11 protein-coding genes are annotated in these 14,692 nt (G+C 72.3%); 5 read left to right on the forward strand and 6 right to left on the reverse strand.

Annotation, left to right across the window (positions count from 1 at the left end; translation table 11 throughout):
* Positions 1–55: 55 nt before the first annotated feature.
* The 5 genes from AB0B96_RS25345 to AB0B96_RS25365 all read left to right on the forward strand — a co-directional run bounded on the left by AB0B96_RS25345 (position 56) and on the right by AB0B96_RS25365 (position 4,463).
* A complete protein-coding gene (locus AB0B96_RS25345) occupies positions 56–367 on the forward strand; it encodes a hypothetical protein (RefSeq protein ID WP_362902383.1) in 312 nt (103 codons plus the stop codon).
* 206 nt (positions 368–573) lie between these two features.
* Positions 574–2,085, forward strand: coding sequence for a hypothetical protein (locus AB0B96_RS25350; RefSeq protein ID WP_362902455.1), 1,512 nt, complete (start codon positions 574–576; stop codon positions 2,083–2,085).
* A 7-nt stretch (positions 2,086–2,092) separates the two neighbouring features.
* A complete protein-coding gene (locus AB0B96_RS25355) occupies positions 2,093–2,848 on the forward strand; it encodes a 5-oxoprolinase subunit PxpA (RefSeq protein ID WP_350945948.1) in 756 nt (251 codons plus the stop codon).
* Positions 2,845–3,471: an allophanate hydrolase subunit 1 gene (locus AB0B96_RS25360; protein ID WP_362902385.1), complete on the forward strand. Its 627-nt coding sequence runs from the start codon at positions 2,845–2,847 to the stop codon at positions 3,469–3,471. Before AB0B96_RS25355 ends, AB0B96_RS25360 begins: the two co-directional genes overlap by 4 nt.
* A complete protein-coding gene (locus AB0B96_RS25365; RefSeq protein WP_362902387.1) occupies positions 3,468–4,463 on the forward strand; it encodes a biotin-dependent carboxyltransferase family protein in 996 nt (331 codons plus the stop codon). The genes AB0B96_RS25360 and AB0B96_RS25365 overlap by 4 nt, the downstream gene beginning before the upstream one ends.
* 154 nt (positions 4,464–4,617) lie before the next feature.
* On the opposite strand, the gene AB0B96_RS25370 is transcribed toward AB0B96_RS25365, so the two are convergent.
* The 6 genes from AB0B96_RS25370 to AB0B96_RS25395 form a co-directional block, all read right to left on the reverse strand.
* The gene (locus AB0B96_RS25370; RefSeq protein WP_350945943.1) at positions 4,618–5,706 is read right to left on the reverse strand and encodes a winged helix DNA-binding domain-containing protein; all 1,089 of its coding nucleotides are present in this window, start codon (positions 5,704–5,706) and stop codon (positions 4,618–4,620) included.
* Between the two features lie 167 nt (positions 5,707–5,873).
* Positions 5,874–7,577 carry an ABC transporter family substrate-binding protein gene (locus tag AB0B96_RS25375; protein ID WP_362902389.1) on the reverse strand — a complete coding sequence of 568 codons (1,704 nt, stop codon included), beginning with the start codon at positions 7,575–7,577 and terminating at the stop codon, positions 5,874–5,876.
* Positions 7,578–7,605: 28 nt separating this feature from the next.
* Positions 7,606–9,834, reverse strand: coding sequence for an ABC transporter ATP-binding protein (locus tag AB0B96_RS25380; protein WP_362902391.1), 2,229 nt, complete (start codon positions 9,832–9,834; stop codon positions 7,606–7,608).
* Positions 9,831–10,745 carry an ABC transporter permease gene (locus AB0B96_RS25385; protein WP_350945940.1) on the reverse strand — a complete coding sequence of 305 codons (915 nt, stop codon included), beginning with the start codon at positions 10,743–10,745 and terminating at the stop codon, positions 9,831–9,833. Before AB0B96_RS25385 ends, AB0B96_RS25380 begins: the two co-directional genes overlap by 4 nt.
* Before the next feature lie 7 nt (positions 10,746–10,752).
* Complete coding sequence (locus AB0B96_RS25390; protein WP_362902394.1) at positions 10,753–11,736, reverse strand: ABC transporter permease; 984 nt, start codon at positions 11,734–11,736, stop codon at positions 10,753–10,755.
* A gap of 116 nt (positions 11,737–11,852) precedes the next feature.
* Entirely contained in the window at positions 11,853–14,219 is a 2,367-nt protein-coding gene (locus tag AB0B96_RS25395; RefSeq protein WP_362902396.1) for an AAA family ATPase, read from the reverse strand.
* Positions 14,220–14,692: the final 473 nt, after the last annotated feature.

Raw genomic sequence — 14,692 nt, forward strand, 5'->3', positions numbered from 1 at the left:
CTCGCCGACACATCCGGGGGATGCCCCCGGGAAACTCCGGAGGAATGCGACTTCCATGCCCGTTCTTGCCACCCGCCTCGGCGGGCCTTCCGTGACGACCCTCGCCGCGCCCTCGGCGCCCTCGGCGTCCCCGGCGTCCTCGGCGTCCTCTGTGCCCGAGGCGACCCTCCACGAGCCGGTCACCTCTCACCTGGCCGCCGAGTTCCCGACGATCTCCCTCGACACCGTCGACAGGTGCGTGGCCGAGGTCCGCGCCTGCGCCGAGCATCTCGGCATCGAGCCGACGGCCGAGATCGTCGAGCGCGTCGCCCGCGAGCATCTGCTCGCCCTTGTCAACTCCGCGCCGCCATCCCGCGGTCCCCGGTAACATCGGGAGCACCCGGCCGTCTTCTACGCACCGTTTGGCCCGGGAATGCGAGAAGGTTGGGACGTGAGCGAGGGAAGCGAGCGGGCCGATCGACGCGGCGGCGGCGCCTGTGATGGGCTGAATCGCCCGACGGGGGAGGCTGCTTGAGCCGGCGACATCGTCGAGACCTCAGGGAGAGCCAGTCCCCCGAGGCGGTCTTCGCCGAGATGTTGCTCGCCGCTCGCGAGCTACTGGCCGTACGCAGCCCGCTGGACGCCGAGCTCATGGTCTCCGACATGATCGGAGCCTGGTGGGGGCGCCGGCTGCGCCGAGGAGACGCCGAGCAGGTCCTCGGCGAGGGCCTGGTCGACTACGCGGCCAAGGCGGGCTCGCCCGCCGCGCTCACCCTGCTGATCGCGCTCGCCTACCTCGGCACGGCCCGCCAGGCCGCCAAGGCCGAGGGCGCCGCGCTGGCGCTCATGGAGCGCGACGTGGCCAGGCCGCGCTGGGCCGACCGGCTGGGCGTGGTCAAGACGACCGGCTGCTTCGTCTCCCGCGACGCGTACGGCGACCAGGACACCGTGGTGTGCACCTTCGGCTACCGGGGCGCCGACAGCGTCGAGGAGCGGCACGCGCTGGTGGTGATCGTCGACTACAACATGCGCGGCATCGCCCGTGACGCCTGGGTCTCCTCGCACGTCGACAAGCTGCTGGAGCAGGCCAGGGCCGAGGCCGAGGGCAACCCGATGCTCAGGTTCGGGGAGATCGAACCTCAGCAGGCCAGGGCGCTGCTCGAATCGGCCATGAAGGCCACCGCCGAGTACGGCCAGCGCAGGACGACCGTGCCGGTCAGCGACAGCTACAGCGCCTACCACGCCTTCGCCAGGTCCCGGATCAAGGCTCTGCCGCCAGGCAGGAAGCGGCCGGCCCCGCTGCACAGCGAGGCCCCCTACAGCCGCGACCGCCGGGCGATGCTGGCGGCCGAGTTCCTCTCCTCGGACGCGGCCGAGCACCTGTCCGACCCCTCGGCGGCCTCCCGGTGCGCCGACCACATCATCGACTACGGCTGCGACCAGGATTTCGGCCGCCCGCTCCGGGTGAGCCCGACCAAGTGCGAGACGTTCCTCCTCGACTGGCTGCCACGCAAGGTGATGCTCAGCACCGCCGAGCAGGAGGCGGTGCCGCACGTGCTGGGCGCGTGGGCGCGGTTCGCCGCGGGCAGGACCGGACTGCCCGACGAGGGGCTGCGGGCCACGCTCGACGCGATCTGGGAGGCGACGGGCAAGTTCGCGGAGTCCTACCGCGACCCGACGACCTTCGGGCTCGACCGCGACCTGCTCGACCGGCTGTTGCCGGACGGCGACCTGTCGGCGCTGGCCAGGCGGGTGTTCGCGTTCCCCTTCCTGCAGGGTACGCACGGTGAGATCAAGCTCAGCCTGCTCAACCCCGCCGACGACACCGACCGGCGGATCCTGCTGGGCATCGACCACGCGGGAGAGCTCGACCGGCGCGACTACGACGAGCACCTCGCCTGGCACGAGGAGATCGCCGCCAGGCTCTGGGAGGGCGATCCTCCGCAGCTGTGGGAGGCGGCGCAGCGGCTGCTCGACCTGGGTCACGACCGGCACGACGTGCTGCACGTGCTGATCGAGATCGCCGAGCGCATCGGGGACGACCCCGAGGAACTGGCCATCGCCCTCGATGACATCGCGGACATTCCCGACGAACCTCCGGTGTAGGTGAGCCATGGTGATCGATCTCAACGCCGATCTGGGTGAGAGCTTCGGGATCTGGAGGCTGGGCGACGACGAGGCCCTCCTCGACGTCGTGACCAGCGCCAACATCGCCTGCGGGTTTCACGCGGGCGACCCGTTGAACATCCGGCGCACGTGCGCGGCGGCGGTCGACCGCGGAGTGACGATCGGTGCCCAGGTCTCCTACCGGGACCTGGCCGGGTTCGGCCGCCGCGAGATGGACGTCGATCCCGAGGAGCTCTGCGCCGAGGTGCTCTACCAGCTGGGAGCGGTGGACGGCATCGCGAGGGCGATGGGCGGCCGGGTCTCCTACGTCAAACCGCACGGCGCGCTGTACAACCGGATCTGCCGCGATCCCGAGCAGGCCGGGGCCGTCGTGGCGGCGGTCGCCGACTACGACCGGGATCTGCCCCTGCTCACCCTGCCCGGCTCCGTGGTTCACGAGATCGCCGCCGGGGAGGGGGTCACCACCGTCGTCGAGGCCTTCGCCGACCGCGCGTACACCGGCACGGGAGCGCTGGTCTCCCGCCGCTCCCCCGGCGCGGTGCTGCACGACCCGGGCACGGTCGCGGACCGGGCCGTGCGGATGGCGACCGAGTGGGTGGTCGAGGCGGTGGACGGTTCGCGGGTGCCCGTCGAGGCGCGCTCGATCTGCGTGCACGGCGACACCCCCGGCGCCGTGCTGATGGCCCGTGCCGTGCGCGACGGCCTGGTGGAGGCGGGAGTGACGCTGAGGTCCTTCGCGTGAGCGTCCGGCGGGCCGGGGAGCACGCGCTGCTGGTGGAGACCGGCTCGCTGGAGATCTCCCACCGGCTGGACGCGCTGCTGCGGGCCGACCGGCCCCGAGGGGTGGTCGAGATCGTGCCCGGCCCCGTCACGGTCCTCGTCACCGCGCCGGGGGCCGATCCCGCTCGTCTGCGGGACGAGCTCCTCCGCCTGCTCGCCGCGGTGGCCGCCGCGGACGCCGCGGTGACCGCGGGCACGCAGGAGGTGACCCTCCCCGTCGTGTACGACGGCGCCGACCTCCACGAGGTCGCCGCGCTGAGCGGCCTCTCCCCGCAGGAGGTGGTCGAGCGGCACACCGGGCGGGAACTGGTGGTGGGCTGGCTGGGCTTCGCCCCCGGTTTCGCCTACCTCACGGGGCTGGACCCGGCTCTGCACGTCCCCCGGCTGGACACCCCGCGGACCTCGGTGCCCGCCGGGGCGGTGGCCGTCGCCGGCCCCTACTCGGCGGTCTATCCCTCGGCCTCACCCGGTGGCTGGCGGCTGCTCGGCCGCTCGGCGACCGCGGTGTGGGATGTGGCCGCCGACCCGCCCGCCCTGCTCACGCCGGGGACGCGGGTGCGCTTCCTCGCGGTCGGCGAGTCATGATCGAGGTGGTCGCGCCCGGCCCTTACGCCACCGTGCAGGACCTCGGCCGGCCGGGGTACGCCCACCTCGGGGTGCCCCGCTCGGGTGCGGCGGACGAGCCGAGCCTGCGACTGGCCAACCGTCTGGTCGGCAACCCGCAGAACGCCGCGGGGATCGAGCTGACCTTCGGCGGGGCCCGGCTTCGCTTCACCACCGGGGCCTGGACCGCCGTCGCCGGCGCCGCCTGCCCACTGGACCTCGTGCGACCGTACGAGACGGCGCCCGGCGGGACGGGCCCGGTCTCTCCGGGCGGAGCTCCGGCGTCCACGAGCCGATCCTCCCCCGCGGGGACGCCCACGAGCGGGATCTCCGCCGGCGAGGCCTCTCCACGAGGGAGGATCCGGCGAGTGACGGTGCCGCAGGCGATGTGCGCGCCCTTCTGGGTTCCCCCGGGGGGCGAACTGCGCCTGGGGACGCCCAGGGCCGGTCTGCGCACCTACGTCGCCGTCCGGGGCGGCGTCGACGTTCCCATCACGATGGGAAGCCGGTCCGCCGACTCCCTGTCCGGGCTGGGGCCTCCCCCGCTGCGCACCGGGACGGTACTGCCCGTGGGGCCGACCGGAGACCTGCCGCCGATCACCGTGGACGCGGCGCCCTCGCCGGAGCTCGGGAGGGGCGTCCTGTGGGTTCTTCCCGGTCCTCGCGACGACTGGTTCGTCCCCGGAGCCCTCGCCACCCTGTGCGCGGGGCCGTACGAGGTCAGCCAGGACAGCAACCGGGTGGGCGTGCGAATGCGCGGCGCCCATCTGGAACGGGCCAGGAGCGGGGAACTGCCGAGTGAGGGCATGGTGGCGGGGGCCGTCCAGGTGCCGCCCAGCGGCCAGCCGATCGTGTTCCTCGCCGACCACCCGCCGACCGGCGGCTACCCGGTCATCGCCGTCCTGACCTCGGCGAGCCTCGCCCGGGCCGCCCAGCTCCGCCCCGGCGACCGGGTACGATTCCGCCGCGACTGACCCGCCCACGGCGATCCGGCCGTCACAGGCCGCGGCGAGCGTACGTGTCACCGGAGCGGGGCTGGGAGTTCGCGAAACCCCTGTAGGGCTCACCCCGGGGCGGTCAGACGATGAGCCTGACCTCGCCGGGAGGAGTTCGTCCACCTCCCCGTGGTCAGCGAAGGAGAGCGGAGACCCGTTCGATCTCGGCGGCGAGGGCGGCGGCGGGGACCTCCTCCAGGAGGTCGACGGTGATCTTCCCGTCCTTCGCCTCCCAGACCCCGGCCACCCGGCCCTGGTGGACGACGACCGGGGAGATCCAGCCGGCGGCCCGGCTCACCTTCGACTTCGCCTCGGCGGGCAGGAGGGGCTCCAGGTCGCGGGGCGCTCCCAAGATGTACTGGTCGAAGCCGGGCAGGAGGTGAACCCCGGTCGCGGGCCGGGTCGTGGCCAGGTCGCCGAGGTGCTCGGCGAGCACGACCATCGGCCGGCCCTCCACCTCGATCTCGGCCAGCTCGGGCGTGAGGTCGCGGAACCAGCCGCGCAGCGTCGCCTTGCGGGCGGCTCCCCGGTAGAGCCAGCCGTCGAACGTCTCGGGGGCGCCGGGGCCGTGGGCACCGAGGAAGGAACGGAGCAGGCGCACCCCGGCCTCCTCCGCGGAGGGGAGCACGTCGGGCCAGCCGGGCACCTGGTCGCGAGGGCGGGCGAAGGTCACCCGGCCCCCGCGCGGCGGACCGTGGCAGAGCTCGCCGAGGAAGCTCAGCGGCTTGAGCAGGGCGCCCCAGCCGGAGGTGAGAGCCTCCCTCAGGTGTGCGTCGCCGGTGACCTCGATCACGCCGTCGACCAGCTCCTCGCGGGTGAGGACGCGCCCCGCGAGCGCCTTGGGGACGGCGTCGAGGATGGCGGCGACCTCGGCGGCGGTGACGCCGTGACCGCGCTGCCAGGAGCCTTTGTCCCAGTTGCGGAACGAGCCGAGGACCGCGGCGTAGGAGGCGAGCTCGTCGCCGGGGACGAGGTGGAGGGTGCCGCGCGCCGTCCAGGTCTTGACCAGGGTGCGATCTCGCCACAGGGCGCGGTCGATCTCACCGCGATCGGGCCGCGCGCTGCGCACGGCCACCGCCAGCTCGGCCGAGGAGGCCACCTGCGCCTGCACCCCGGTGAGCCTGCGCACGACGGACACCGCGTCGGGTCCGTCCGCCGGATCGACGAACTGCCGCTTCAGCCGCCAGGCGAGCACCTGTGGCCAGGTCACCGAGATAGCCATGACCGACTTCTACACGTCCTCCCCGACAGAACGCGACCCGCCCGTGGTCACGGGAACGGGCGCCGACGCTCCGGCCTTCGTGACTCCGTCGTCCGATCGCCGTACCCGGGCGTCTCCGTCCTGCGGGGCGAGACGGGCGTCGACCGGCCTTCGGGGTGGAACGAGCGTCAACGAACAAAGCCGATGTCCTGATATTTCAGGTCATAGAAGCCTCGGGCCCCGAAGTTGGCGAGATCGCTCTTGACCGCGACGATCTGCGGTCGCTGGTAGAGCGTCACCACGTTGACCGCCTGCCAGATGAGCTTGTCCGCGGTGTTGGTGTCGGCAACGGCCCTCGCGTGGTCGAGGTCGGCGGTCGCCTTGTTCATGGCGGCGTCGATCCGCCGGGATCCGATGCGGCCGAGGTTGGCGTTCCACTGCCTGGTGCCGTCGGGGAGCCTGACGGCGTCGGCGTACTGGCCGTAGGAGCTGGAGACGGGAAAGGGCGTGCCCACGTACGCGAACGCGGTGATGTCGTAATTGCCGGGAATTATGTATTTGGTGAAGTAGTCGTCCGTCGGTACCGACTGGAGGGTGACCCCGACCCCGATGCGGCCGAGCATGTCCTGGACGAGCTCGGCCTCGGATTTGGTGAGCTGCAGGCCCGACGGCAGGACGAACCGCAGGTTCAGCTCCCTCCCCGCCTTCCTGCGGGTCCGGCCCTCCAGTTTCCAGCCCGCGGCGTCCAGCTCCCTCCCCGCCCTGACCGGGTCGTACGTGCCGATCTCACCGGCGTTGTCCTGGTATCCCTCCTGGGTGTTCATGAAGAAGTGGTTGTTGAGCAGCACGATCGGCCAGTCGAGGCCCTGGAGGTCCGACTGGGCGATGACCTGACGGTCGATGCCCATCGCGACGGCCCTGCGGACCTTCTGGTCGGACAGCAGGGCGCTCTCGCCGTTCATCGTGATGTGCCGGAAGTCGGGGCCCGCCGCCTGCCGCACGATCGCGTCCGGGGTGCTCCTGGCCCGCGCGTAGTCGGGCGCGGACGGGCCGACGTCGAAGGTGTCGAGCTCGCCGTTGCTGAAGGCCCCGACCAGCGCGTCGCTCTCCAGGGATCGGTAGATGATCCGGTCGAGCTTGGCCCGATCACCCCACCAGCGCTCGTCCCGCGCGATCGTGACGGTCTTGGCGGTCGGGTCGAACGCCACGAATTCGAACGGGCCCGCGGTCACCGGGACGCGGTTCAGCCATGCGGTGTTGAACGCCTCGGGGGTGGCGTTCGTGCTCCGGGGATACAGCGGCGCGAACAGCGACTGCCAGTCGCCGAAGGGTTTGGCGAAGGTCACCACGACCTGGTGGTCGTCCCTGCCCCTGTCGACCTTCTCGATATTTCGGTAACCGGTGGTGCTCGCCACCCGGTAGCCGGCGTCGCGGCCGCTCAGAGCCTGCCACTGGGCGCGGTAGTCCTCCCAGGTGATCGGGGTGCCGTCGGACCACCTGGCACGCGGGTTGAGGGTCAGCGTGACGACCTGCTCCGGCTCGTGCGCGGTGACCCTGCCCTCGGACAGGTAGTCGGTGTTCGGGGAGATCGTCCCCTTGGCGTCGGAGCGGAAGGGGGCGGGCATGAGGGCGTCCATGACCCTCTTGACCGTCGCCAGGTTGCCGTCGATGTGGTTGAGGTTCCAGTTGGACGGATACTCGTTGATCCCCCACCGGAGCACGCCCCCGTCCGCGACCCGCTCGCGAGGCACCGGGTTGACGTCGTAGGCCTTGATCACGGAGACCGGCCCGCCCGGCCTCCCCCCTCCCCCGCATCCGGCGAGACCCGGTGCGACGGCCAAGGCCACGGCCAGCGCGGCGGCGAGCGCGCCCACGCGCCGGATTGGTATCACGGTGTTCCTCCCGGTGCATACGGCTGGGTCATCCGGCGTCGGACCTCTCGGCGAAGTGGCATGAGACGCCGTGGTCGTCCCCGACCTGCCGTATCAAGGGCTCCTCGTCCACGCAGCGTCGCCGGTCGGTCTCGCCGAGGGTTTTGAACAGGGGGCAGCGGGTCCGGAAACGGCACCCGGAGGGAGGGTCGGCGGGACTCGGCAGGTCCCCCTCCAGCAGGACGCGCTTCCTGGAGCGTTCCAGCAGCGGGTCGGGAAGCGGGACCGCCGACAGCAGGGCCCGCGTGTAGGGATGCAGCGGGGTGTCGTAGACGGCGCCGACCCGGCCGATCTCCGCGATCCTCCCCAGATACATGACCGCGACCCGGTCGGCGATGTGCCGGACCACGGCCAGGTCGTGCGCGACGATGAGGTACGACAGGCCCAGGCGGCTCCTCAGCCCCTCCAGCAGGTTGAGCACCCCCGCCTGGATGGACACGTCGAGCGCCGAGACCGGCTCGTCCAGCACGACCAGCCGGGGCCGCGGGGCGAGGGCACGGGCGATGCCGATGCGCTGACGCTGGCCCCCGGAGAAGTCCTGCGGGTAGCGGGCGGCGTGGCCGGGTTCCAGGCCGACGAGGTCGAGCAACTCGCCGATCCTCGGCCCCGGGTCCCGTTCGCCGTGCGCGCGCAGCGGTTCGGCGAGAATGTCGTAGACGGTCATCCTCGGATCCAGCGAGGCGAGCGGATCCTGGAAGACGACCTGCATGTCGCGCCGCACGGCCATCCGGTCGCGGGCGCTCATCCTTGAGGTGTCGTGGCCCAGCACCGTGATCCTGCCGCGCTGCGGTGCGGCCAGTTCGAGGATCTCCATCAGGGTGGTGGTCTTACCGCAGCCCGACTCGCCGACCAGGCCGAGCGTCTCGCCCTCGCGGACGTCGAAGCCGACGCCGTCCACCGCGCGGACCGTGCCGACCCTCCGCCGCAGGAGCGTCCCGGCGACCAGGGGGTAGTGCTTGACCAGGCCCTCGACCCGCAGGACCACGGCGCGCTCCTCGCGCGGGCGCGGCGGCTCCTCGACGCCGGGAGCGGCGAGGCCGGTGGAGTCGATGGAGGCAGTGGAGTCGGTGGGGCTCACAGGGCTCGCGGGACGCCGGGCGGGAGCGGCGGCGGCACGTGTGGCGGTGCCCGTGGCCGGTCCGCGCATACCGTAGACCTGGTCCGGCGACCATCCCGCCGCCTCGATCTCGCCGGAGCGCACGCACGCCGCGAGGTGGCCCGGCGAGTCCACGGGCTCCGGCTCCGGCTCGGTCTCGGAGCACGCCGGGACGGCGATCGGGCAGCGCGGCTCGAAGGGGCAGCCCGGCGGCAGCGCCGCCGGTGACGGCGGGCCGCCCTCGATGGGCACCAGCGGGCGTCCCCTGCCGCGGTCGAGGCGCGGGACCGAGCCGAGCAGTCCCATGGTGTACGGCATGCGACTGCGGTAGTAGACCTCGTCCACCGAGCCGACCTCGACGGGGCGCCCGGCGTACATGACGAGGACCCGGTCGGCGAACCCCGCCACCACCCCCAGGTCGTGGGTGATGACGACGATCGCCGCGCCGGTCTCACGCTGCGCCGTCTTCAGCACCTCCAGCACCTGCGCCTGGATGGTCACGTCGAGCGCGGTGGTGGGCTCGTCGCAGAGGATCACGTCGGGGTCGTTCGCGATCGCCATCGCGATCACCGCGCGCTGGCGCATGCCACCGGAGAACTCGTGCGGGAACGCCCTGGCCCGCCGCGCGGCGTCGGGGATGCCGACCAGGTCGAGCAGTTCGACCGCACGCCTGGCCGCCTGGGCGGCGCCCACCCGCTGGTGGACGCGGATCGCCTCGGCGACCTGGTCGCCGACCCGGTACACGGGGGTGAGCGCGGAGAGCGGATCCTGGAAGACCATGGAGACGGTCTTGCCGCGGAACGCGGTGAGCGTCCTCTCCGGGGCGCCCAGGATCTCCTGCCCGAGCAGCCGGACCGAGCCGGTGACGCGGGCGTGCGCCGGGAGCAGGCCCATCACGGCGAGCGAGGTGACCGACTTGCCGGAGCCGGACTCCCCGACGACACCGAGCACCTCGCCGGGACGGACCGCGTAACCCATGCCCCTGACCGCGCGGACCGCCCCCGGCCCCGAGCCGAAGGTGACGTCGAGGTCACGCACCTCGAGCACGGGGGCGATCGGGTCGGGCACCGGCTCGCGCTCGCCGGCCCTGGACGTCGTACCCGGGAATCGCTCGCCCGTCATCGGTCACCCGCCCCGTGGGACGTGGGGTCGAAGGCGTCGCGCAGGGCGTCGCCGACCAGGTTCACCGCGAGCACGGTGACGATCAGCAGACCCGCGCAGAACCAGAACGTCCAGGGGGCGTACAGGGCCGTCCGCGCGCCGTCGGCGATGAGGCTGCCCAGCGAGACGTCGGGCGGCTGGATGCCGAAACCGAAGTAGGACAGGGACGTCTCGGTGAGGATCGCGGCGCTGACGTTGAGCGTGGCGTCGACGACCAGCAGCGAGGACATGTTGGGGATCACGTGCCGGAAGACGATCCTCGTCGGGGGCACGCCCATGAACCTGGCCGCGTGGATGAACTCCCGCTCCCTGAGGGAGATGGTCATGCTCCGGACGATCTTCGAGGTGACCATCCAGAGGAAGAGCGCCAGCACCAGCACGAACACCGGCCACTGCCTCCCGGCGAAGAGCGGGGACATGATCGCCAGGATGAGGAAGGCCGGGAGCACGAGCAGCAGGTCGGTCAGCCAGGTCAGCGCCCGGTCGGTCCAGCCTCCGAAGTATCCGGCGAAGGCGCCCACCACGGCCGCGAGCGCGGTGCCGACCACCGCGGCGAGCAGGCCCACGATCAGGGACCTGCGCAGGCCGCGCAACGTGACCGCGTACACGTCGGCGCCGGTCTGCAGGGTCCCCCACCAGTGCTCGGCGGAGGGAGGCGCGAGAAAGGCCGTGTAGTCCTTCGAAACGTACGTCCAGCGGGTGAGGTGCGGCCCGGCGAAGGCGAGCAGGAAGATCAGCACGAGCAGGGCGAGGCCGATCCTGCCCCGCCCCGAGCGCAGGAGGCGGCCCGCGACCACCCGCAGCCGCGAGGGTGCCTTGATCCTGTCGACGGACGACTGCTGCTCGGCGAGCTCCTCGTCGGCGATGGCCATCTCCGGCTCACCCCACCCGGACACGGGGGTCGAGGACGGCGTGGAGCATGTCGGAGGCGAGCGCGGCCAGCAACACGGCCAGCGCGGCGAAGCAGCTGATCGCCGCGACGGTGTTGACGTCGTTGGTGGAGATCGAGTCGACCAGCTGCTCCCCCAGGCCGTGCCAGCCGAAGATCTTCTCGGTGAAGGTGGTGCCGACCAGCAGCGCCCCGAAGGTGAAGGCGAAGTAGGTGACCGCCGGGATGAGCGCGGTGCGCAGCGCGTGCCGGGTCAGCGCGGCCCTGCGGCTCAGCCCCTTGGCCATGGCCGTACGGACGAAGTCGGCGCCGAGCACGTCGAGCATCATGTTGCGCTGGTAACGGCTGTAGACGGCGACCAGTCCGAGCGAGAGCGACAGCGTGGGCAGGACCAGGTGCCTGATCCTGTCGAACACGGCGGCGGCGAGCCCTCCCTCAAGGCCGGGGGTCGCCTCTCCGCTGACGAGGACGATCTGGGTGCCGGCCGCCTCGTTGAGCCGGATGGCGGCGATGATCAGCATGTTGGCCAGCACCACCGTGGGGATCGCGAGCACGACGAAGGACAGGACGGTCGCCGATCGGTCGAAGAGGCCGTACTGCCTGACCGCGGCGTAGGCTCCGATGAGCACACCTCCGACGCTGCCGAGGACGAGTCCGATCGTGATCAGGCGCAGGGTGACGCCGACGCGGCGCCCGAGGTCGTCGTTGACCGACCCTCCGCCCACCGTCTTGCCGAAGTCTCCGCGCACGACGCCTCCCGCCCAGGTCAGGTAGCGCTCGAAGAGCGGGGTGCGGTCGTTCAGGTTGAGGTCGGTGAGGTGCGCGTCGACGACGGCCGACGGGAGCGGGGGGTTGCGGCCCTCGTAGTTGGATCGCGGGTTGAGCGCGGAGGCGGCGAGCATGTAGGCCAGGCTGGTGGCCACGACGATCAGCACCAGATAGTTGAGCAGCCTGCGGGTAAGGAATCCCGCCATCTTTCCTCCTCCGGAGCCCCGCCGCTGTCGGTGACCATCTTGCTACACTCGGCGACCGACGGACTGCACAGCGTACCGAGTCGGAGGGATCTCGATGGGAGATGGCGGAGCCGAGGTCACTTCCCCGCGAGCTCGTCGACGGCCGCGCGCAGGTCGGCACCGGTGATGGTGGTCAGGTCGGCGGCGCTCGCGGTGGTTCCGCCGAGGGCGGCGAGGCGGACGTCCCTGCGCATCGCGGCGCGCTCGAAGAGCGAGCGCGCGAACCTGCCGTTGCCGAGCCCGTCGATCAGGCCCTCGTCGCAGACCCAGGTGAAGACCTCGGCCAGGTCGCGGCGGGCGTCGTCGTCGAACCGGTCTCCCGACTCGTCGGCGAGCAGCACCGCGATCTCGGTGAGCTCCCCCGGCGAGTACGAGGGAAACTGCACCCGCTGGTTGAACCTGCTGCCCAGGCCCGGGTTGGAGGCCAGGAAGGCGTTCATCTCCCGCTCGTATCCGGCCAGGATGATCACCAGCCGGTCGCGGTCGTCCTCGGCCCGCTTGAGCAGCGTCTGCACGGCCTCGGTGCCGAAGGCGTCGCCCCCGCTGTAGCCGGAGTTGACCAGGCTGTACGCCTCGTCGACGAACAGCACCCCGCCGAGCGCCCGGTCGACCAGCTCGTTCGTCTTGATCGCGGTGGCGCCGAGGTGCTGGCCGACCAGGTCGGCCCGCTGCGCCTCCACCACGTCGGGCTGGGTGAGCAGGCCGAGCGCGGCGAAGATGCGGCCCAGGATGCGGGCCACGCTGGTCTTACCGGTTCCCGGCGGTCCGGCGAAGACGAAGTGCCGCATCTGCGGCGGGGTCGGCAGCCCGCGCTCCTCGCGCATCTTGGCCACCCTGAGCTGCGCGGCGATCGCGTGCACCTGCCGCTTGACCGGCTCCAGCCCCGCCATGCGGTCGAGGTCGGCGAGCGCCTCCTCAAGGGAGGGGGCGGCCTGGTAGCCCCGGTAGCGGGCGGTGAGCTCGTCGAAGGCCTTGACGACGTCGGCCTCGATCGTGGTGACCAGGTCCTCGGTGGTGGGCGCGCCGCCCGCTCCCACCACGCGCACGTCCCTGGCCTGCGCGACGGCCTCCACGAGGCTGCGGACGAACCGGGCGTTGCCCAGGTCGTCGACGATCGCGCGCCGGTGGATGTCCTCGAAGCGGGCGAGCAGGGCGGACGCGGCCTCGGGCGCCATCCGGTCGCCCCTGCGCCGCTGCAGCAGCTCGGTGATCCGGAGCAGCTCGTCGGGGGCGTAGCTGGGAAAGCGGACCCTGCTGGAGAACCGGCTGGACAGGCCGGGGTTGGACGACAGGAAGGTGCCCATCTCCTTCTCGTATCCGGCCAGGATGACGATCAGCCGGTCGCGGTCGTCCTCGGCCCGCTTGAGCAGCGTCTGCACGGCCTCGGTGCCGAACCTGTCGGGCTGGCCGTCACCGGAGTTGATCAGGCTGTACGCCTCGTCGACGAACAGCACCCCGCCGAGCGCCCGGTCGACCAGCTCGTTCGTCTTGATCGCGGTGGCGCCGAGAAACTCCCCCACCAGGTCGGCCCGCTGGGCCTCCACCACGTAGGGGGTCTCCAGCAGGCCGAAGGAGTAGAAGATCTTCGCGACGGTCCTGGCCACGCTGGTCTTGCCGGTGCCGGGAGGGCCGACGAACACGAAGTGCCGCATCGGCGGCTCGGTGGAGTATCCGGCCTCCCTGCGCAGCCTGGCCGCCTCGATCGAGGCGGCGATCGAGCGGACCTGCTCCTTCACCGGGGCGAGGCCGATCATGGCGTCCAGCTCGCCGAGCGCCTCCTCCACCGAGATGGGCGGGGGGTCGTCGCGCTCGCCGGCGCTCTGGGCGGGGGCGGGGTGGCCGCCCTCGCGGACCCGGAGCCCGCTCGGGAGCCGCTCCCCCGCCTCCAGCGCGGCCCGCACCCGGCGGGCCTGCAGGAACCGGTGGACCAGCACCCCGGCCGCCACGGCGTACGCGGCCCAGACGGCGACGGCGGGCACGAACCCCGTGATGACCACGTCGAGCAGGACGGCCGTCAGTCCCGCGGGCACCAGTGCCATGACCGTGGTCATCCACGGTGGGACCCAGCGGATGAGGTGGGCGGCCCCCGCGACCAGGAGTCCGAGGAGCATCAGCGCCGACGGGACCGGCGAGTGCAGGCCGAAGAGGACGGCCCGGAAGATCAGGACTACCCCCAGCCAGCCGAGCACCACGAGCAGGGTCGCCGCGGCGCGGGGGAAGCTCAGGGTCAACGCCGCGAAGCCGAGCAGCACCAGGGTGGAGAAGAACGTGTTGAGGACCGACCAGCCGAGTCCGAACGCCAGCGCGACCGCTCCGACCAGCACCGCGACGTAGATCAGCCTGCGCAGGGGCGGCGAGAGCCGAAAGTAGCCCAGTCGAACCTGCTCGAACAGATCCCGTGCCGCCGCGCGCCCCGCCGGACGGGCCCTGCTGGATTCCCGCATCACGCCTCCCCGGTCCGCCCCTGGTTATACCGCAACAAGGGGGCGTTTGCGCGTGCCTGAGGGTCGCGCCACGCCGTCGTGTGGGCAGGATCAGATATCCGGATGAGAGCGGATGAAACCAACGTTCGAGGTAGCAAGCTCTTTCCGCGCGGTCCCTCCGGCCACGCCTCTCCCTGTGCCGCCCCCGCGCCCCGCGCGCGGCGACCCTCGCCCGCGTTCCCCCGAGGCGGTACGGCCCGGTCCCGGCCGCCCCCGCCGTTCGCCCGCCCGGGGAGCCATGCCGGGTCGCGGGCGTCGCGGGCAGGGAAATGTCACCGCCCGGCAAGACGGTCCACGGCTCCGCGCCCCGCGGGTCACGCGGCCCTTGGACGCCCCGGTCCCGGCATGGCTCCCCGGGCGGGTCGCGTTCCGGGCGAGGGCGTCCCGCGCTCCGGGGAGAACCGGATCCCGGCACGTACCGCGTCACGCACCGC

The organism is Streptosporangium sp. NPDC049046, assembly GCF_040649155.1.
Lineage (GTDB): Bacteria > Actinomycetota > Actinomycetes > Streptosporangiales > Streptosporangiaceae > Streptosporangium.